Annotated in this window: 16 protein-coding genes; 7 read left to right on the forward strand and 9 right to left on the reverse strand. The window is 48.7% G+C overall.

What is annotated here, in order from left to right:
- Window positions 1-7: 7 nt before the first annotated feature.
- The 3 genes from AC6ESP_RS08865 to AC6ESP_RS08875 are packed head-to-tail and all read right to left on the reverse strand — an operon-like array spanning window position 8 to window position 4,029.
- Window positions 8-1,504, reverse strand: coding sequence for a rhamnulokinase (locus AC6ESP_RS08865; RefSeq protein ID WP_497096354.1), 1,497 nt, complete (start codon window positions 1,502-1,504; stop codon window positions 8-10).
- Window positions 1,505-1,546: 42 nt separating this feature from the next.
- Window positions 1,547-2,206 carry a class II aldolase/adducin family protein gene (locus AC6ESP_RS08870; RefSeq protein WP_497096355.1) on the reverse strand — a complete coding sequence of 220 codons (660 nt, stop codon included), beginning with the start codon at window positions 2,204-2,206 and terminating at the stop codon, window positions 1,547-1,549.
- A gap of 32 nt (window positions 2,207-2,238) precedes the next feature.
- A complete protein-coding gene (locus AC6ESP_RS08875; RefSeq protein ID WP_497096356.1) occupies window positions 2,239-4,029 on the reverse strand; it encodes an L-fucose isomerase in 1,791 nt (596 codons plus the stop codon).
- Between the two features lie 152 nt (window positions 4,030-4,181).
- Between AC6ESP_RS08875 and AC6ESP_RS08880 the strand changes: the two genes are divergently transcribed.
- Complete coding sequence (locus AC6ESP_RS08880) at window positions 4,182-5,192, forward strand: LacI family DNA-binding transcriptional regulator (protein ID WP_497096357.1); 1,011 nt, start codon at window positions 4,182-4,184, stop codon at window positions 5,190-5,192.
- Here AC6ESP_RS08880 and AC6ESP_RS08885 read toward each other — a convergent pair.
- Window positions 5,187-7,001, reverse strand: a complete 1,815-nt coding sequence (locus AC6ESP_RS08885) for a PAS domain S-box protein (protein WP_497096358.1) — start codon at window positions 6,999-7,001, stop codon at window positions 5,187-5,189. The two genes, AC6ESP_RS08880 and AC6ESP_RS08885, sit on opposite strands and share 6 nt — an antisense overlap.
- Before the next feature lie 68 nt (window positions 7,002-7,069).
- The gene (locus tag AC6ESP_RS08890; RefSeq protein ID WP_497096359.1) at window positions 7,070-8,437 is read right to left on the reverse strand and encodes an MFS transporter; all 1,368 of its coding nucleotides are present in this window, start codon (window positions 8,435-8,437) and stop codon (window positions 7,070-7,072) included.
- 160 nt (window positions 8,438-8,597) lie between these two features.
- Here AC6ESP_RS08890 and AC6ESP_RS08895 point away from each other — a divergent pair, with 160 nt between their 5' ends.
- The 5 genes from AC6ESP_RS08895 (at window position 8,598) to AC6ESP_RS08915 (ending at window position 14,872) form a co-directional block, all read left to right on the forward strand.
- A complete protein-coding gene (locus tag AC6ESP_RS08895; protein ID WP_497096360.1) occupies window positions 8,598-9,596 on the forward strand; it encodes a sugar-binding protein in 999 nt (332 codons plus the stop codon).
- Window positions 9,593-11,047 (forward strand): sensor histidine kinase, encoded by a 1,455-nt coding sequence (locus tag AC6ESP_RS08900; protein WP_497096361.1) that lies wholly within the window; start codon window positions 9,593-9,595, stop codon window positions 11,045-11,047. The genes AC6ESP_RS08895 and AC6ESP_RS08900 overlap by 4 nt, the downstream gene beginning before the upstream one ends.
- A 2-nt stretch (window positions 11,048-11,049) precedes the next feature.
- Complete coding sequence (locus AC6ESP_RS08905; protein ID WP_497096362.1) at window positions 11,050-12,414, forward strand: response regulator; 1,365 nt, start codon at window positions 11,050-11,052, stop codon at window positions 12,412-12,414.
- A gap of 237 nt (window positions 12,415-12,651) precedes the next feature.
- Window positions 12,652-14,040: a sugar porter family MFS transporter gene (locus tag AC6ESP_RS08910; protein ID WP_497096363.1), complete on the forward strand. Its 1,389-nt coding sequence runs from the start codon at window positions 12,652-12,654 to the stop codon at window positions 14,038-14,040.
- A 223-nt stretch (window positions 14,041-14,263) separates the two neighbouring features.
- A complete protein-coding gene (locus tag AC6ESP_RS08915) occupies window positions 14,264-14,872 on the forward strand; it encodes a DJ-1/PfpI family protein (RefSeq protein WP_497096364.1) in 609 nt (202 codons plus the stop codon).
- A 61-nt stretch (window positions 14,873-14,933) separates the two neighbouring features.
- Here AC6ESP_RS08915 and AC6ESP_RS08920 read toward each other — a convergent pair whose 3' ends face one another.
- Both AC6ESP_RS08920 and AC6ESP_RS08925 read right to left on the reverse strand, forming a co-directional pair.
- Window positions 14,934-15,641 (reverse strand): DNA alkylation repair protein, encoded by a 708-nt coding sequence (locus AC6ESP_RS08920; protein WP_497096365.1) that lies wholly within the window; start codon window positions 15,639-15,641, stop codon window positions 14,934-14,936.
- 29 nt (window positions 15,642-15,670) lie between these two features.
- Complete coding sequence (locus AC6ESP_RS08925) at window positions 15,671-16,699, reverse strand: LacI family DNA-binding transcriptional regulator (protein WP_497096366.1); 1,029 nt, start codon at window positions 16,697-16,699, stop codon at window positions 15,671-15,673.
- A gap of 230 nt (window positions 16,700-16,929) precedes the next feature.
- Between AC6ESP_RS08925 and AC6ESP_RS08930 the strand changes: the two genes are divergently transcribed.
- Complete coding sequence (locus AC6ESP_RS08930) at window positions 16,930-17,979, forward strand: 2,3-butanediol dehydrogenase (RefSeq protein ID WP_497096367.1); 1,050 nt, start codon at window positions 16,930-16,932, stop codon at window positions 17,977-17,979.
- A gap of 74 nt (window positions 17,980-18,053) precedes the next feature.
- On the opposite strand, the gene AC6ESP_RS08935 is transcribed toward AC6ESP_RS08930, so the two are convergent.
- Together AC6ESP_RS08935 and AC6ESP_RS08940 are read right to left on the reverse strand one after the other, a co-directional pair.
- Entirely contained in the window at window positions 18,054-19,187 is a 1,134-nt protein-coding gene (locus tag AC6ESP_RS08935; protein WP_497096368.1) for an NADH-dependent flavin oxidoreductase, read from the reverse strand.
- Window positions 19,159-19,521, reverse strand: a complete 363-nt coding sequence (locus AC6ESP_RS08940; RefSeq protein ID WP_497096369.1) for an IDEAL domain-containing protein — start codon at window positions 19,519-19,521, stop codon at window positions 19,159-19,161. Before AC6ESP_RS08940 ends, AC6ESP_RS08935 begins: the two co-directional genes overlap by 29 nt.
- Between the last annotated feature and the right edge of the window lie 48 nt (window positions 19,522-19,569).

Consider the following 19,569-nt stretch of genomic DNA (forward strand, 5'->3'; position numbering starts at 1 on the left):
ATCCCCTTTATGACAGCTTCATATACCGCCTGTAAGCTGTATTCCAGTTAGTAGATCCCTCTTCCCCAGCAGTCATGTATACCGTAACAGGAAAGGACGCCGCAGACAGCCTCCTGGCATCCTCGAGATTAGTACAATGTCCCTGTGCAACTAACTGAACGAGCATATTCCCGATAGCGCTGGCTTCTACGGGTCCTGCCCACACGGGCCGCCCCAAGGCAGCAGCAGTGAAAGTGCACAGCAGCCGGTTCTGAATCCCTCCGCCTACCATGTGCATGCCCTTATAGCTGACGCCAGTCAGCTCCTCCATCCGCTCCAAAGCATGCCGATATTTGAGCGCTAAGCTCTCTAGAATACATCGGACAACCTCCCCAGCTGTTACTGGAATAGGCTGACCCGTCTCCTCACAATAAGACTGCACCTTCGCGATCATGCTAGAGGGTCTGTAGAAGCGGAGGTCATCGGGATTAATAAGGCTGCGGAACGCCTCCGCCTGCTCTGCCTGAATGACCAGATCCTCGAAGGACATGATCGTTCCCTGCTCATCCCACTCCCGTTTGCACTCCTGCAGTATCCACAGGCCCATAATATTTTTGAGCAGCTGGTAAGTCCCGAATACGCCGCCTTCATTAGAGAATTGCTGCGCCATCGCTCCCTCAGATACTAGCGGCTGCTTGAGCTCTGTCCCAAGGAGTGACCAAGTGCCGCATACCAAATAAGCGAAATTTGCACTGCTGGCAGGAATAGCGGCGACCGCAGATTCCGTATCATGAGTGCCGACAGCTACTGCTTCTATCGCCGGCACATCCAGCTCTGCGCATACCTCGGCTGATAGAGGACCGATACGCACGCCGGGATGAACCGGCTCCAGGAATAGATGTGAAGGTATTCCCAGTCGATCCATTAGCTCCGTATTCCACTCTTGACGCTCAGGATGGAACAGCTGTGTGGTCGTCGCCATCGTGAATTCACAAGCTTTGCGCCCTGTTAGGAAGTACACGAGCAAATCAGGCGTAAGCAGCAGCGTTTGAGCAGCACCCAGCCTTGGAGAAGCGGCCTTACTCATCGCATACAGCTGATAGATTGTGTTGAAGGGCATGAACTGGAGTCCTCCCAGGCGGAACAGCTCCTCCTTGCCAATCATTTCGTTAATCTCCTCAATAAGCCCTTCCGTCTGAGGATCCCTATAATGATAAGGATTGCCTAACAGCTCGCCACTCGCGTCGAGCAGCCCGAAGTCAACACCCCAAGTGTCTACGCCGAATGTTACCGGGCTATGCCCCTGCTGAAACGCTTGACGAATCCCCTTCTTCATCTCCTGCAGCAGCCTTAGAATATCCCAGTGCAGATGGCTTCCCACCTGAATCGCATAATTAGGAAAACGGTGAATCTCCTCCACCTGCAGCTCTCGCCTTCCATCCTCCAGCTGAACCAGCTTACCGATTAGTGCTCTGCCACTGCTTGCTCCGAGGTCGAAAGCCAAGACGGTAGTAAGCAATGTCATGCTGCACCTCCTCTCTTCCCTACACCGTACACAGGTGCCGCTTTATTGCATTTTTTGAAGCAGCTTAATGCGATAGGCTTCACTCTCCAGCGAGGCGATTTCTTCGTATTCTTCCTTCGTCAGCACCTTAGGCTCTTTGATCGCCTGGGCAATTAGGAATATTTTTGTACTCTCCTCCACGACCTCTGTACGGTAATACGCCTCTCGCAGATTGCGGCCCGTCGTCACCAGACCATGATTGCCGAGCAGAATGCTGCTCGCTTCATTAACCTTCTCTACCAGCGCATCTGCCAGCTTATCCGTCGTAGGCAATACATAAGGAACGTAGACCGTCCTGCCTACTAAAGCTGCCTGATCTGGGAACATAATAGGAAGCTCCTGTTCAATCAGTGTAAAGGCAATACAATATGGCGGATGTGTATGAACGATAGCTCCAATCGAAGGATTAGCTCGATACGCGTACAAATGCATGAGCACCTCAGAGGAAGGACGAAGTCCAATATCCGTAACCTCACCTGTCTCAATATCCACCTCTACCCACTGGTCCGGCTCTACCTCATCAAGAGCGAATCCGCTCGGGGACAAGTACATTTTCCCCTCATGCTTGGCACTAATGTTGCCGCCTGGACCGACGACCAGCTTATTCGCCACCGTCTTCCTCGCATATTTGCACAGCTCTCGTCTAATGTCCTGACTACTCATTCGTTATCCCTCCTATTGGCTTGCTTAGCTGCTTAGTTATATAAAGGCCCGAAGTTCGTGCATGCTCGGTAATCCGCGCTCTCCTTGTTCTCTGTTCCGAACAGCCCCCATACTCGAGGGCGGAAAATACGCTCGGCACTCACATTATGCATGCTCACCGGTATACGCAGCATGGAAGCAAGCGTGATCAGATCTGCCCCAATATGACCGTAGCTGATCGATCCATGATTGGCTCCCCAGTTGTCCATCACTTCATATACACTGTTGAATGCACCTTCACCTGTTAGGATCGGCGCGAACCACGTGGTTGGCCAAGTCGGGTCCGTACGCTTGTCGAGCACATCATGAACGTCTTGCGGCAGATCTACCGAATAGCCTTCGGCAATCTGCAGAACAGGTCCGATTCCCTTAACGAGGTTGATACGGGACATCGTTAGAGGCATCCCTCCGCGAGTCAAGTAATCAGACGAATAACCGCCTCCGCGGAAATACTCCAGACCTGCTGGCCGCCAAGAAGTAGCCTCTAGACAAGCCTTAGCATCTTTCTCTGTCATATCCCAGAATGGCTTCATCACCGGCTGTCCATCCTGCTGCTGCTCACCTGTTCCATCCAAGGTTGCTGATCCGGAATTAATGAGATGCAGGATGCCATTCGCGGCGTGACCCGACAATTCATGTCCCGTAACCCGCTTCACGGAATCCGGACTCCAATACGTACGTACATCAGCGAAAATCTGAGGCGTATTCGTCAGCAGATAACCAAACAGCATGACAACGCCATTGAGGCTGTCATTCTCCGTAGATACGATGTATGGCGGGCGAATGCCATTCCAGTCGAAGGAGGAATTCAAGATCGCTTCCATGAAGTCGCCGTTCGGGAAGTGATCCGTCCATTGACGCTGTCCTTGGAAGCCCGATACGATGGCATTATGTCCCATCGCCTCTTCGCCGAAGCCAAGCTCGGCAAGACGAGGGTTCCCAATCATCAGGTCACGAGCGATAATTGCCATCTTCACTACCGTCTCCCAGTCTTTATCCTTCTGCTCGCGACTTGTACGAATAGCGGCCGGATTGTTGTCTGGTCCTTCTATGCAATTCTCTTTGGTCCACGCAAGCGCTCTTTCGAACTCAGCTGGATCATAGATCTGCTCCTCGAAGCGGCGAACGAATTCGGACATATCGATATATTCCGTACGCATGCCCAGATATTCTTGGAAGAACGAATCGCTTACGATTGATCCGGCAATGCCCATCGATACAGAGCCCATCGACAGATAGGATTTGCCGCGCATATAAGCAACAGCTAAGCCAGCTTTGGCGAAGCCTAGCAGCTTGCCCTTCACATCCTCAGGGATCGAGGTGTCTCCACCTTCCTGCACATCCTGACCATAAATGCCGAATGCCGGAATCCCCTTTTGCGCATAACCAGACAGCACCGCAGCCAAATATACTGCACCTGGACGCTCAGTCCCGTTGAATCCCCATACCGCATTCGGGATCTGCGCATTCATGTCCATCGTCTCTGTGCCATAGCACCAGCATGGTGTGACCGTTATCGATACCCCTACATTCTCACCGGCGAATTTCTGTGCGCAGGCAGCAGCCTCCGCAACGCCTCCGATACACGTATCAGCGATGACACATTCCACAGGCTCTCCATTCGGATAACGCAAATATTCGGCTAGCAGACCCGCCACCGACCGCGCCATATTCATCGTTTGCTCTTCCAGTGATTCACGAACCCCTTTGCGACGACCATCAATTGTAGGCCTGATTCCGATTTTGGGGAACCCGTCTTTGAACCGATACGCTGTGTTTGCCACCTTAAAAACCTCCAATGAATATAATAGGATGAAAACGCTTAAATATTAATTTTAGAGTTATCGATAACTCTAATTTAACAAGAGGCTCTATTGCTGTCAATCCTTTTCTCTTGTAGAATGAATGCATGATTGAGCGATAAGGAGTCTAGCTTATGGTTACTATTTATGATATTGCTGAGAAAGCCAATGTCTCTGCAATGACTGTTTCTAGAGTTATCAATAACACAGGTAGAATTAGTGAGAAGACGAGGACAAAAGTGCGGAAAGTAATGGAGGATATGAACTATGTGCCTAACCAGATGGCACGCAGCCTGGTCCTTCAGGAAACTCGCATATTGTTTCTGCTTATTACGGATATTACCAATCCATTCTATACGACGTTATCAAGGGGAGCGGAGGATGCGGCTACGAAGAGCGGCTACCGCCTTCTGTTCGGCAACAGTGATGAGAATCTGGACAAGGAATCTGATTATATGCAGACGATTCTGACTACACGTGTAGATGGGGTAATGATTGCACCTGCTGGAGATCCGTCGCTGCCATCATTGGAGCTGCTGCATAAGCATAACATCCCATTCGTGCTGCTGGATCGTGAGGTGCCGGGGGTTCAATGCGATATCGTTCTAGGGGATGGGAAGGAAGGCGCTCGCCAGCTTGTTGATCATCTTGTGAGCCACGGACATAAGCAGATAGCGATGGTCAACGGCTCTTCATCTGTATCGAGCGCAAGACATCGGCTTCAAGGCTTCCAAGAAGCGCTGAAGCTTAATAGTCTTCCTTGGGATGATACACAGGTGTTCGAGACTAGCTTCGGACCGCAAAGCGATCTATCCGGTATCGATGCATGGATCTCATCCTTGGACCCGCTGCCAACCGCTATTGTGGCTGGCAATAACGTTCTCGCTATCCAGCTTATTCGTCTCTTGCGGCAGCGCGGGCTGCGTATTCCTGAGGATATGTCTATCGTATGCTTTGATGATTTCGGCCCCTATTCGGATATTCATCCGTTCATTACGGTCGTCTCTCAGCAGGCGTATCAGTTCGGCTATTTGGGCATGCAGATGCTGATTGATCGAATTAAGAGCAAGGATGAAGCAGGCCCTTGGAAAAAAATCGTACTGCCAGCGGATCTCATTGTCCGCAGCTCTGTCAGCACCTTATAACGAAACAGAGGGAATAACGATTCGAACCGTTGTTCCTTCTCCTTTTTTACTGGAGATTTGCAAGGTGCCATGATGCTCCTCGATAATGCGTGTGCTGATCATGATGCCGAGTCCGGTCCCCTTTTCCTTCGTTGTGATGAACGGCTGACCAAGCTGGTCCATAATCAAGTCGGCTATGCCTTCTCCCTCATCACGGATGATCAGCTGCACATCCCCCTCAGACCCTGACCCCGCTGTAATATAGATCTGACCTCCGCCTGGCATCGCTTCGATTGCATTCTTAATAATATTCATAAAAACCTGCTTCAATTGATTGGCATCGCAATGAATAAGAGGCAGGCTCTCCTCAAACTCAGTTACAATATGAATGTTCATCATAATGGCCTGCGTTTCCAGTATAGATATAACACCTTGCATAATATGCTCTAAGTTCCAATCTGCATAATGCGTATAATGCGGCTTGGCTAGTGTCATGAATTCATTGACGATGAGGTTAATGCGGTCCAGCTCATTGAGCATAATGCCGCAGTAATAATGATTGTCCTCGTTCTTGGATTTAAGCAGCTGTGTGAAGCCTTTCAAGGCGGTTAGAGGGTTGCGAATTTCATGAGCTACCCCTGCCGCAAGCTGTCCGATGACAGACAGCTTCTCGGAGCGTATGAGTCTCTCCTCAGCCCGTTTTCGGTCAGACAAATCTCTGATAACCGTTAGAATGACCATACTGCCCTTATAATTATGAATACGAATGCTTGATAATTCCACATCAATCATGTGACCTTGCTCGCTTAGCAGCCTACGTTCCACGAATGGCGTCGGATAATCAGAATTCATAACCTGGCTAATCGTTTGCATTGTAATGGCATGATCCTCTGGATGAATAAATTCAAGAACTGACTTGCCGATCCATTCGGCATCATTCTGGGCTCCTACCAGCTTCACAGCTGATTTATTCGCATAGACAATGCTTCCATTATCGGATATGACAATCGGCTCAGGCAGAAATTTCACGACTCGGAGATAGAGCTCTGCACTGTCGATCCGATGCTGCTCTTTTGCCATTTTCCCCGTAATATCTTGAACGGTCGACAGGTAGGCTTGTTCGCCATTGTACGTAATGAGACAGGTGTTGCCCTCCAGAATAAACCGACTGTTGTCTTTTCTAATGCCGTTGATCGTGAAGCTGTATTCCTGCTCTGCCTTATCAACAAGACGATACCTCGTCTCGCGCTGAATGAGCTCAAACGTATCGTTATCGAACAATTCCGCATGACTTAATTGCAGGAACTCCTCACGGGTATAACCGAATAGAGCAGCCAAATAAGGATTAGCGTACAACGTTAATCCTTTTTGCCCCAGATATACCCCAACCGTAACACTCTCCGCAAGATGGCTGTATAGGCTCTCGGCTTCCAATAAAGAAGCTTCGATCTTCTTCTTGTCTGTAATATCCCTCTCGATGCCTATCAATCCAATAAGTGTCCCATTCCTGTCCATGAAAGGAGATATCGAAACGCTGGCATAGAACATCGTTCCGTCTTTTCGCAGCTTGTACGTTTCGTAGCCGCTCACCTGTTCACCTTGACGCACCTTAGCGTGAAGCTCTTTCGCTTCATTGTAGAGATAAGATGGCGTAATCGGCAGCACCTTGCCAAGCACTTCCTCCTTGGTCCAGCCATGGAGAGTCTCGAAGGCAGGGTTCACATCGAGCACTCTACCTTCGAGATCGACCACTATAATGCCATCGTTGGTGTGATTCCAAATAGAGCTCATGATGGAGTGCTGAATAGGATTATTCTCCTCGTTATTCATAAGAATGATTACACCTCTTCAAGGGATATCAAGCTCTACTTATCATTCTAAACTCTATCTTATGAGAGTTATTGCGATTGACCTGCTTCCGGCAAGCGATGAACCACACGTCTGCCGTAAATAACCGAAATAATAAGAGTACAAGCAACGACAACGGTCATTCCCCAGAAAATATGGCTATAAGCTTGTACCTGAGACAGCTTTTCCTGCCATACAAGTGCACTTCCGGCCAGCGCTACCGTAAAGGCGCCACTGAAAAACTGTGCTAACTGGAACAAGCCCATGCCCGATCCAATCTGCTTCGCTGGCAATAGCAACGATATTTCGTTCGAGACACTGCTCGTTAATGCGGAGAAGCTGACGCTCATCAGCATGTAGACCAGCATGATAGCAATATAAGAGTGTGAAGCTGTGAATGACAGCAGAATAGAGGCTGTCAGCAACGACACGGGTGCCCATCGAATGAGCAGGCTGTTCCCCGAGCGATCAATTAGATTACCGATTGGCCTGGATGCGAATACAGTCACAATCGACCCTGGGAATATAACTAATCCCGACTGTGCGGGCGTTAGTCCATATAAGAATGCAAATACCTGAGGAAGCAGGAACAATGTCGCGAAGTTGTTCATATACGATGTAACGCCAAGTGCCCCAAGTGCCATAAATCTCTTGTTCCGGAACAGCTCTGGCTGTACGAAGGGCTCCGCTGTACGATGGATACGCAGCCAGAACAGCACCAATGAGAGCACACCTGCAATTAATGCAATCATATAATGACTGGTCAAAAATAATAATAGGCCAGTCGTGCCAATTCCGATTAATACAGCACCAGCCATATCGAACGTGCCGCTTCGCTTGGCCTCTGATGGCAGCAGCTTGTAAAACACCGGAATCAAAAAGATTGTAATGGCGGTCACAGCAAACAAATAATGCCATCCTAAATATTGAACGATCAATCCTCCAATAACAGGACCAAGACCAAGCCCTAATGAACTCGCTGACATAACCATTGCCATCGCTTTACCGCGTCTGATGGCCGGAATAAACCTAGTAATCAGTACAATCCCGAGTGCCGACATAGCTCCTGCACCTGTCGCTTGTATTAATCTTGCACCTAATAATAGAACAAAACTATTGCTGAAATAACCAATGATGGATGCAAATCCGAGAGAGATTAGTCCAATCATGAATAACGTTCTGATCGGAATGAAATCCGACAATCTACTATAAGTAATTGAGGATATTGCAAATACAATAGAATAGCCTGTAACAATCCAAGAAGTAGAAATCGATGACAGCAAGAACTGCTTCGCAACCTCCGGAAGTGCCAGGTTGAACATCATCGTATTCATGACGACCATTGTTACTGTAATGCTTAACAAAAATGTGACTAGGCCCTCATTTTTAATTTCCCCTGCTTCTACTTCTGTGTCCATTTCCTTATGCTTACTCCTCTTCTGTACGTTCTACATACTTATTTTATTATAGTAACATTTGAAACCGTTCTCTTGTCCATCTTTTTTTGAGGCTCTTTTGGGTTCAATCCGGCTTTCATGTATAATGTTCCTATTCTTAACAGGCGTGAGAGGGGTCAGCATGAACAAGCACCGATGGAATATCGGCATTATTGCCTTAATGATCGTCTTTATGTACATGCTTCTGCAATTCTTTTTCTCTACGCAGCGAATACAGGAGCTTATTGCCCCGTTAACATCCGGAGCGCAGCAGTCGGCGGATACGCGGCTGCGGGTTATGCTCATCTCCCAAGAAGCGGATAACCCTTTCTGGAGATCCGTCGAGCGCGGAGCAAGAACGGCTGCCGAGCAATATGGCATGGAGCTGCAATATATGGGCCCGCTACGGATTAATCCGAAAGAGCAGATCCGGCTGCTGGAGAAGAGCATTGCTGCGAAGGCGGATGCGATTATTCTCCAAGGTATCGGCGATAACACCTATCAAGAATGGATTGCTGCTGCTGCAGGCTCCGGCATTCCGGTTATAACAGTAGATACAGATGAACAAGGCAGCCAGCGCCTCGCCTATGTCGGTACAGACAACGCAGCAGCCGGTGAGCATATGGGCAGGCTCGTTGCTAAGGAAGCCGCTTCAGCAGGCTCGATTGGTGTGCTGGTAGGTAGCATGGAAGCTGCTAATCAGCAACTTCGTCTGGAAGGCTTCCAGACCATCATCAATTCCTATTCGCATTTGACGATAGCCGATATTAGATCCTCCAACATCTCTCATCTGCAAGCTGCTCAGCAGGCTGAAGAAATGCTCCAGCAGCATCCCGATATACGCTACATGGTCGGATTCAGCGCTCTCGATGGCATTGGCATAGCGGAGGCGGTGAAGCGTATGAAGCTTACAGACGTCCGAATATACGCATTCGATGATCTGAACGATACGATTGAAGCAGTAGAGCATGGCGCTATCTCCGCCACTATCGTTCAGCAGCCTTATGAAATGGGCTATGAGGCCGTAACGCTTCTTCACAGCCATCTCGCTGGTCTGCCTATTAACCAGCAGCATTACACGCCTATGTCCGTGCTCGATCAGCGTGCAGCTCAGCTTAGGAGCAAGGAGGAATCATCATGACTCTGCGTAAAAAGCTGCTGCTCTTCATCCCGCTGCTCGTGCTGCTGACGAATGGTGTAACCTTCTTTCTGTTCGTGAGCAGCACGTCCGTTCAGCACAGCTACGACATGATGATGGACCGCCTGCTGCTATACACAAGGTCCGCTCAGACAGCGGAAGGAAATCTGAACGCCTTGTACAATTATTTACTCAATCCTGACGACACGAGCAAGCAGCGGCTGCTGGACGAGCAGGCATCGCTGCTTCAGAATCAGAACGATCTGACAGGTGAGCTTCCTGCCTCCTCTCAGCCAGCTGTTCTTATGAGCTATATCGAGCTGATCACTACACTTAGAGAACAAGAAGCGGCTTCTCTGAGCGCCGCTGCTTCTGAGTCCCAGAGCGCTGCGTTTGCCCACTATGAGCAAGCCGAGCATACAACATCGTTCATCCGCGAGGAGGAGCTGCGGCTTATCGATTTTGAGCTTAGTATTTATGAGCCGATCTACCGTCATATTCAGATCGAGATCGCAAGGATGAACTGGCTGGGTCCCTCCGTATTCGTCGTCAATACTCTGCTCAGTATCGTTCTTGCTATATGGATATCACGAAGCATTACAAGGCCCGTTGCTAAGCTTGTACAAACAGCAGGGCGAATCTCTCAAGGGAACCTTCATGTCACACCTAATGAAGAGAAGCCCCCCGAAGACGAGCTTGGCATTCTGTCTGAAGCGATGAGACACATGATGATTGATCTATCCGAGCTAATCGGGAAAGATAAACAGAGGCTAGAATCGGAACGGCTCGTGAAGGAGCTTGAGCTGCAAGCTCTTCAGAGTCAGATTAATCCTCATTTTCTATTCAACACCCTTAATGTGCTGTCTAAGCTTGCCCTGCTTGAAGGTGCCGATAAGTCGAGTGATCTCATTATCTCTCTATCCAATATGATGAGATACAACTTGCGTAAGCTGGATCAGCCTGTCACACTTCGGGACGAGCTAACGCATGTTCAGGAGTACTTAGCCATTCAGAAGGCCCGCTTCCGGAGCAGAGTGCACATCGAGCAGCAGATTGATGAGGCAGCGCTGGATGCGTTAATTCCAGCGGTAACGATTCAGCCGCTTGTGGAGAATGCCTTCCTGCACGGCATCGAGAGGATGGAGAAGGGAGCTTCAATCAAGCTTGAGATCAGTCTAGTCGCTGAAGGGATAAGCCTTGTTATTACGGATAATGGTGCTGGGATGGCAGAGGATATTCGGGAAGCCCTGCTTCATTTGAATCCCCTCCCTGCAGATCTAGCAGCCAACAAGGCATCAACAGGGCTGGGCACAAGTAATGTGATCAAACGCCTGCGATTATTTTATGAGCGGGAAGATATTATAGATATTCACAGTGAACTGGGACGAGGAACCTCCGTTACGATCCTTATTCCAGACTCTGCCTTGAATCTAAGAGAAAGGAGTGTGCCATAGACGTGAAATATCGCCTATTAATTGCCGATGATGAAGCACTTGAACGCGAAGGGCTCGAATATCTCATTCATCGCATGATGCCAGATACATTCGAGATCGCAGTTGCGGAGAACGGACGAACCGCTATTCAGCAAGCAGAGGAGCTTCGGCCCCACATTGTTATGATGGATATTAATATGCCCGGTATTCAAGGCTTGGATGCCATTCGCGAGATTAAGGAACGGCTGCCGGAAGCGAAGTTCGTTCTAGTTACAGCGTATGATTTCTTCGCGTATGCCAAGGAAGCCATCTCTCTGGGAGTCAGTGAATATTTGCTCAAGCCTGCTGGAAGAGAGCAGATTGCCGCAACGCTTCAGAAGCTATTGGACGAACTGGATAAAGAGAAAAAGGGGCGTGAGGAAGAGCTTGCCCTGCGGGATAAAATGTCCCAGCTTATGCCGCTGGTTGAGAATGAGCTTGCCCTTATCCTCATGGTTGGGCAAGTGATGGACGCGGGCGAGGAGCAGCTAACCGACTGGCTCAGCTTCCCGCTGGATGAAGGCTGCGCTGTCGTAATCGCATTCCCCAAGCAGGTATATGGGCAAGATAAGAAGAAGCTCTACGAAACCTTTCGCGGCTTCGCCGTCACGTATGGCATTCCTTGTATAGTAAGCTCAATGATTGACCAGCACATGGCCTTGTTCCTGCGTAGAAAACCAAGTGAGGCTCTTCAAGCATTCAAAAATTCGATTAACCTATTCGGTCAGAAGCTGTGCGCATTATCGGAAAGGCAATTCCACTTCCCAGTGACAGTAGGCGTCGGGTCCTTGCAGAACGGCTCAGAAGGCTTCCGGAGATCTTATTACGAGGCGGTATTCGCATCCGATGATGATCGGCATGCCGGTCTTGTATGCGATTTCGAATCGGTTGTGAAGGAGCAGGCAGAGTCGCCCTCTCCCCCCAGAAGGCCTCTTATCGGTCAGCCAGAGGACGATCCCGGCGGTCACCGTTCCTACGTGCTGTCTGCTCTGCACCGGATACGGGAGCAGCGGGAGCAGCAGACCATTACGGTTATGGATAAGGCCAAGCAATATATCCTGAGTAAGTTCACTGAGGATTTGTCCTTGGAGGAGGTTGCTGATTATGTGCACCTGAATCCCCACTACTTCAGCAAAGTGTTCAAGCAGCAGGACGGCGACACATTTATCGATTATGTAACGAGCCTCCGCATTGAGAAGGCGAAGCAGCTCATCACTTCAGCAAGTGAGCCATCACTCAAGGAAGTATGCTTCGAGGTTGGCTATAAGGACCCCAATTATTTCAGCAGAGTATTCAAGAAGGTAACTGGCGTTACGCCTTCCGAATATCGCAGCCAATCCAGAATATAGCTCCATGCCCAGAAGGGCATGGACTTTTTTATCCCCCCGAACATAATAATGCTACTCGTATGGCCTTGATGCGATGAGGCAATGATAACTCTAGAATCCCATGCAGAAACATGACAAATAAGTGAAGACGAATGCCCCCTTGTTGCGGTAAATCTGATGATATAATGAAGCTCGTTTCCTAGAAACAGACTTTATTCTCTGGTTAATTAGTCACAGAATCGAAAGGGGTATATAGAAGTGAATACAACAAACAACGCAGCAAACTCTCGAAGCAGCATGAAATTCGTGACGCTTGTATCGATGGTTGCCGCAATTGGCGGACTCCTGTTCGGCTTTGATACCGCAGTCGTATCAGGGGCCATCGGATTCATGCAGGATCGGTTCGACCTGAATGAGGTTCAAGTAGGATGGGCTGTATCCTCGCTCATTATCGGCTGTGTAGTAGGAGCGGCATTATCAGGTGTGCTGGGTGATCGATTCGGTCGAAAAAAGGTATTGATTGCTGCAGCCGTTCTCTTCATCATTGGTTCATTAGGCTCAGCTCTCCCAGACACTTTCAGTATGTATATTATTGCTCGGATGATCGGCGGTATTGGCATCGGCATTACATCCACCCTATGTCCGCTCTATAATGCTGAGATTGCACCGTCCAAATACCGGGGACGCTTGGTAGCGCTTAATCAGCTTGCTACCGTAACAGGTATTTTTCTCGTTTACTTCGTCAACTCTGGTATTGCCGGCCTCGGTGACGAAGCGTGGGGCATCTCCACAGCATGGCGCTGGATGTTCGGAATCGGCGTCCTTCCAGGCCTATTGTTCCTTGTCTTGTTATTCTTCGTACCAGAGAGCCCTAGATGGCTCATTAAGCAAGGCAAATCGGCTGAAGCGCTCCCCATTCTGCTGCGCATTCACGGAGAAGAAGATGCGAAGAAGGAAGTGCTGGACATCAAGCAATCCTTCCAGCAAGAGAATGGCTCGCTGAAGCAATTGTTCAGTCCAGGGCTGAGAATGGCCCTTATCGTTGGTGTAACGCTTGCTATTCTGCAGCAGGTAACCGGTATTAACGCCGTTATGTATTATGCACCAGAGATCTTCAAGACGATGGGCGCAGGAACGAACGCATCCCTTGTTCAGACTATTCTCATCGGCTTCGTCAATTTCTTGTTCACGATCGTTGCGATCTGGCTTATCGATAAGGTTGGCAGAAAAGCGCTGCTGCTCGTCGGCTCATCGATGATGACGATATGTCTTGCTGTGATCGGCATTGCCTTCCAGACAGGCCATACGACAGGACCGCTCGTACTAATCTTCTTGCTTATGTATGTAGCTTCCTTCGCGGTATCACTCGGACCAGTCGTCTGGGTAATCATGTCTGAGATCTTCCCGAACCGGATTCGCGGGAAAGCAACAGCAATCGCATCTATGGCGCTCTGGGCAGCGGATTACGTCGTCTCACAATCCTTCCCACCGATGCTGTCATCAGCTGGACCTGCTATAACGTTTTGGATATTCGGCGTTATGTCGCTTCTGACCTTCCTCTTCACTTGGCGGGTTGTACCTGAGACCAAAGGAAGATCACTGGAAGAGATTGAATCACTATGGTCTGCTGACCGCTCGGCGAAATAAATAACTAAATAAATAAATAACTAACCGGACAAGAGATGGGCTATCCCCCGTCTAATGTCCGGTTTTTTGTAGTATACTCTCCCACAACGGGTGAATCGACATATTGTGATTGACTTGTATCTCAAGCCTTGTGACTTCTGGATGATTGACGTTCTCTTGCGACAGCCAGCATACTAAATCTGTTGCAGGATGTATGTAAATCCAATTTCTAAGGAGTGAGCTCATGTGTACTAAGGTTCTTATCGTGACTGGCGATGCTGCGGAAGTTCTAGAAATTTACTATCCTTATTACCGATTGCTAGAAGAGAATTACGAAGCCGTTATCGCTTCACCAACTAAGAAAACGCTACATACCGTTGTGCATGATTTCATTAATGGCTGGGATACCTATACGGAAAAGCCCGCCCATCTGCTTGATTCCCATATTAGCTTCGCTGATGTAGATCCTTCGGAGTATGTTGGACTCCTTATACCTGGAGGCAGAGCTCCGGAATACATTCGCTCAGACGCCGATCTCCCCCGCATTATTCAGCATTTCCTCGATGAGGATAAGCCAGTAGGAGCTATTTGTCACGGAGCACAGGTATTCCTCTCCTTGCCGGACACCTCTTACTTCAAAGGACGTACACTGACTGCCTATAACGCTTGTCGCCTCGATGTGGAGCGGCTTGGGGCTACTTATGCGGCTGATAAGCTGCATGTAGACGGCAAGCTCGTCAGCGGTCATGCATGGCCTGATCTTCCTGGCTTCATGAGAGAATTTCTGAAGCTGGTACGTGAAGAAATCGCAGAACATCCCGCTTCGTCACAGAACGAGGCCATTTCCTTGTAAGCGGAAGGGCTGTACCTTAGGCATTTATGCTTGGGGTACAGCCCTTGTCTTGTCTATATAGTTAACATATGCAGGTCTTTTTCTTATTGCCGATCTTGCCCATCGAATCGATCTTCTCAATATAATCAGTCGCGAGAGGAACCTTGCAGGCCGTATTGCCAACATCGACGTGCACTTTGCCTATAGCGGCGGCAGCCTTTTTCGCTTCTGCCGCGAGCGGCTGGACATAGGCTGCTACTGAGATGACGAAGGTGTTCATCGTATAGCGAACCCAATTGCGCTCCGAGTGTATGGTCCTCTCTACCTGCTGCAGCAGGAGGTGAAGCTCCTCCAGATCCAGCTGCTCGTCTGGGGTGATAGCTACATAATTCGCATAGGTACTCCAGCCGCCAACTGCCGTCATCTCTTCCGGTGATTCGATCCACTCGACAGCCAGCTCTCTAGCATAAGCACTTTCAGCAGCTACGCCCGCCACTGTGTATTCAGCAAGGGAATGCCAGTAGGCTTGTTTCATCCAAGCTTGAAGACGTTCCTTCGTTATCTGCTTCGGGTTAACAGTCAGCCCAGCCAAATACATCGCATCGGTGTTCCCGGAGTCATACAGAGCAAGTGCCACGCCCTGATCCTTCTTCACATGCTTGACGAGCTTCTTCATATCCCCAACTCGAACGCCGAAGAAAGGCTCCTGAGCCCCATGCCTTCCAAGCGTCTTCTTCGTCTGCTCCGTGCCCATGTCCTCGAGTGCATTCATCACTTCTTCATAAGTCATTACTGTGACCTCCACTTCTCAATAGCAAGCTATTCAATCTGCTCAGTGACTCTGGTCCTTGCTAGGCTTGAATCTCTAACGATGAGCCTAGGCTCGAATTGGATTCTCTCATAGAGATTTTTTTTCTGCTCTTGTATACGCTGCAGCAGTAGCTCCGTGGCGACTTTGGCAACTTCAGCCCCCATAATCGAGACAGAGCTAATCTTCGGGGTTGTGATCGTACATAACAGATTGTTGTCAATTCCAACGATAGCAATATCTTCAGGCACACGAATATCTAATTCTTTGAACCGATTCAGTAATCCGATGGCCACCATATCATTCCCTGCATAGATAGCATCAGGCATATGAGTCAAGCTAACGAAATAATCGGCAGCCTTCGTACCTGTCTGCAAGGAGAAATCATCTCCGAAATAAACCAAAGAACGGTCGACATGCTCTAAAGCATCCTCATAAGCAAAAAATCTCTCTTCAATGATTTCCTTAGGGGCACCGGCATATCCAATTCTCGTTCTCCCAATGCTAATCAAATGCTCCATAACTAGCTTGCCCTCTTGCGTAGAAAGACTGACGATATCCGCCTTAACATCCGTTTCTAATTTCTTTCCGTAGTTAATGATGGATATAGGGAGACTGGATTTATTAATAAGCTCTATCAACGTTCGTGGATAAGCTAGAGGCAATATAATTAAGCCATCTACATGAAGCTTCTTCACATCACGCAGCAGCTCTAGCTCTGATCGTACATTACCAAGGGTATTAATCTGAACAACGCGATAGCCATAATGCTTCGCCGCTTGTTCAACGGCATAGGAAATTTCCGGAACAAATGCATTTCGAATGTCGGGAACTGCCAACGCAATTTGCTTGGTTTGACGCACCTTTAGGTTCTGGGCAAAAGAATTCGGAACGAATCCAAGCTCCTCTACAGCTTCCAGAACCTTTGCTTTTGTCTTGGGACTAATGCCCCCCATATTATTAATAGCTCTTGAGACTGTTGCGATTCCGACTCCAGCTCGTGCGGCTACATCCTCTATCGTTACTTTGTTAACTCCCAATTCCACACTTCCTAATCTTCATGAAATTGTTTCCGTATTTAGTTGTCCAACTATTATATCATATCCAGCAAAAATGATGAAGAACGACGGTCGCCCGACTGTGGAGTGTTGACAATGTGTCGGTGCTGTGACATAGTTGTTTTCGGAAACGTTTCCTCATTCACTTATTTATTTCCGTTCATATAGTCTGTTCTGATCTATTATTCTAAACGTCTAGGGAGATGTACACTATGAAAGCATTAAGATGGCATGGTCTTAAGGATTTGCGATTGGACACCATTGAAGAACCGGCTGCACAGCCTGGAAAAGTGAAAATTAAAGTCGAATGGTGCGGCATATGCGGCAGCGACTTGCATGAATATACAGCTGGTCCTATCTTTATCCCGGAAAGCGTTCCTCATCCTATTACAGGGGAGCAAGCACCCATCGTTATGGGCCACGAGTTTTCCGGTCAAGTTGTTGAGGTCGGAGAAGGCGTAACACGCGTGCAGGCTGGTGATCGTGTTGTTGTCGAGCCTATCTATGCATGTGGCAAGTGCGATGCTTGCAAACAAGGCTATTACAATCTCTGCTCGACAATGGGCTTCCTTGGTCTTGCTGGTGGCGGAGGCGGCTTCTCCGAGTATGTAGCTGCTGAAGAATATATGGTTCACAAAATTCCAGATGGCGTCTCTTATGAGCAAGGTGCGCTTGTCGAGCCTTCAGCAGTAGCTCTCCATGCGGTTCGCCAGAGCAAGCTCAAAGTTGGCGACAAAGCAGGCGTGTTCGGTGCAGGCCCGATCGGCTTACTCGTTATTGAAGCGCTAAAGGCTTCAGGCGCCGCAGAAATCTACGCAGTTGAGCTATCACCTGAGCGGAAACAAAAAGCAGCAGAGCTAGGTGCAATTGTAATCGATCCGAAGGAATATGATGTTGTTCAAGAAATCCATAATCGTACGAATGGCGGAGTAGACGTCGCTTATGAAGTTACGGGTGTTCCTCCGGTTCTCACTCAAGCTCTGAATGCAACGAAAATCGGCGGCGAATTAATGATCGTTAGTATTTTCGAGAAAGAGGCATCTATTAAACCTAACAACATTGTCATGATGGAGCGTACCATCAAAGGAATTATCGGGTATCGCAACGTATTCCCTGCTGTTATTAGTCTGATGGAGCAAGGCTACTTCCCAGCTGACAAGCTTGTTACGAAGCGAATCAAGCTGGATGAAGTAATGGAAGAGGGCTTCGATGCTCTGCTGAGAGAAAAGAATCATGTGAAAATCCTTGTAAAGGCGGAATAGTTGCAGCTGCAATTCCACAAAAAGAGAACCGTAGATCAGCGCTAGCTAGCTGATCTACGGTTCTCTTATCTATATTAATCACCAATTGGGAACCAACCCGGTGTATGGACGATGGCTTGCCATAGCGGTGTTGGTACAACCAGTGCTTCTTGGTCTTTCTTGCTGATCGTCGTTCTGATCTCTGCTTCGCGCCCCTCAGCAACCTTCTCTACCCAGTCCGGTTCGGCAATTAATTCACGACCGATTGCGACGAGAGGAATCCCAGTGCTTAATGCTCTAATGGCATCGTCAGGAGTGTTAATAGAACCTACGCCCATAACGGGAACACGACTGCCTACACGCTCTTGAATCCATTCGAGTCGAGTCTTGCTCTCATCCGCACCACGACGTGGAGTGGAATCGAATTCCTGTAAGGAAACGTGAAGATAATCCAATTGTTTGTCAGCGAGCGCATCAATTAGTCTGAATGTCTCCTCCATGGTAATTCCTGGTGTCTCCGGCTCTTCCGGCGAGAAGCGGTAGCCCACGAGGAACGGTTCCTTGGCATGCTCAGCAACGATTCGCTTCACTTCATCCACAACAGCCAGCGGGAAGGCCAGTCGCTTCTCCAAGCTTCCGCCCCAGCGATCGTCCCGTGTGTTCGAATGTGGCGAGAAAAATTGCTGCAGAAGATAGCCGTTGGCGCCATGAATTTCAACACCGTCGAAGCCCGCCTCAATAGCTCTTCTTGTCGTCTGACCGAAATCACGGATAATCGATTCGATCTCTTCATCCGTCAGAGCTCTAGGAACCACTCTGCTGCTCCCCCTGCCTTGCTCGGATTTAACAGCACTCGCGCTTACTACATCACCACTCGGAACGAGCTCCGGTGGACATTCTCTGCCGCCATGGAAAATCTGCAGAACCGCTTTGGAGCCTTTCTCCTTAATCGTGCTCGCCAGACGACGCAGACCTGGGATCATGTCGTCCGTGTCTCCAGCGAACTCGCCTGGGAATCCTTTACCGTTGCGTGTAACATAGATGCATGCTGTCAGAACGAGACCGACTCCACCCGAGCGGCGGGCATAATAGTCAAGCTCAGTATCGGATACTGTCCCATCTTCGTTGGATGACATATTCGTCATGGGTGCCATTACGATACGGTTCTTAAGCTCAACACCGCTCTTCAATGAGAAAGTGTTAAACAGAGGTTGATAATTGGGATTCATCTGATTGATCGCTCCTATTTCCTTCAAGCTTAGATTGCTCTTTTGCTTCTTTCAACTGCTGTGTAAGCTCCATGAACCAAGGCTCATCCCACGTTGATAAGGCAAGGTCAATTAAACTCTGTATTTGTTCAATATTTTGCGGGGAAACCTCAGGAAGCTTTCTAATCCAATGCTCGCGTACAGCAGTCATTTTTCCTACGGCATCTTCATTATCCGACTTTACGACCTGAATTCTAACGATACCTTCCAATGTATCTATCGTTTCTATAAAGCCTTGAATTAATTCTCCGTTATTCGTTTTCCCCTGTACCCAGTCGCTTGTTTCAAATTTCATTTCCCCACCACCTATTTATTAATAACTGTAATCGAACTTGTTACTGTA

Source organism: Paenibacillus xinjiangensis (genome assembly GCF_059686975.1).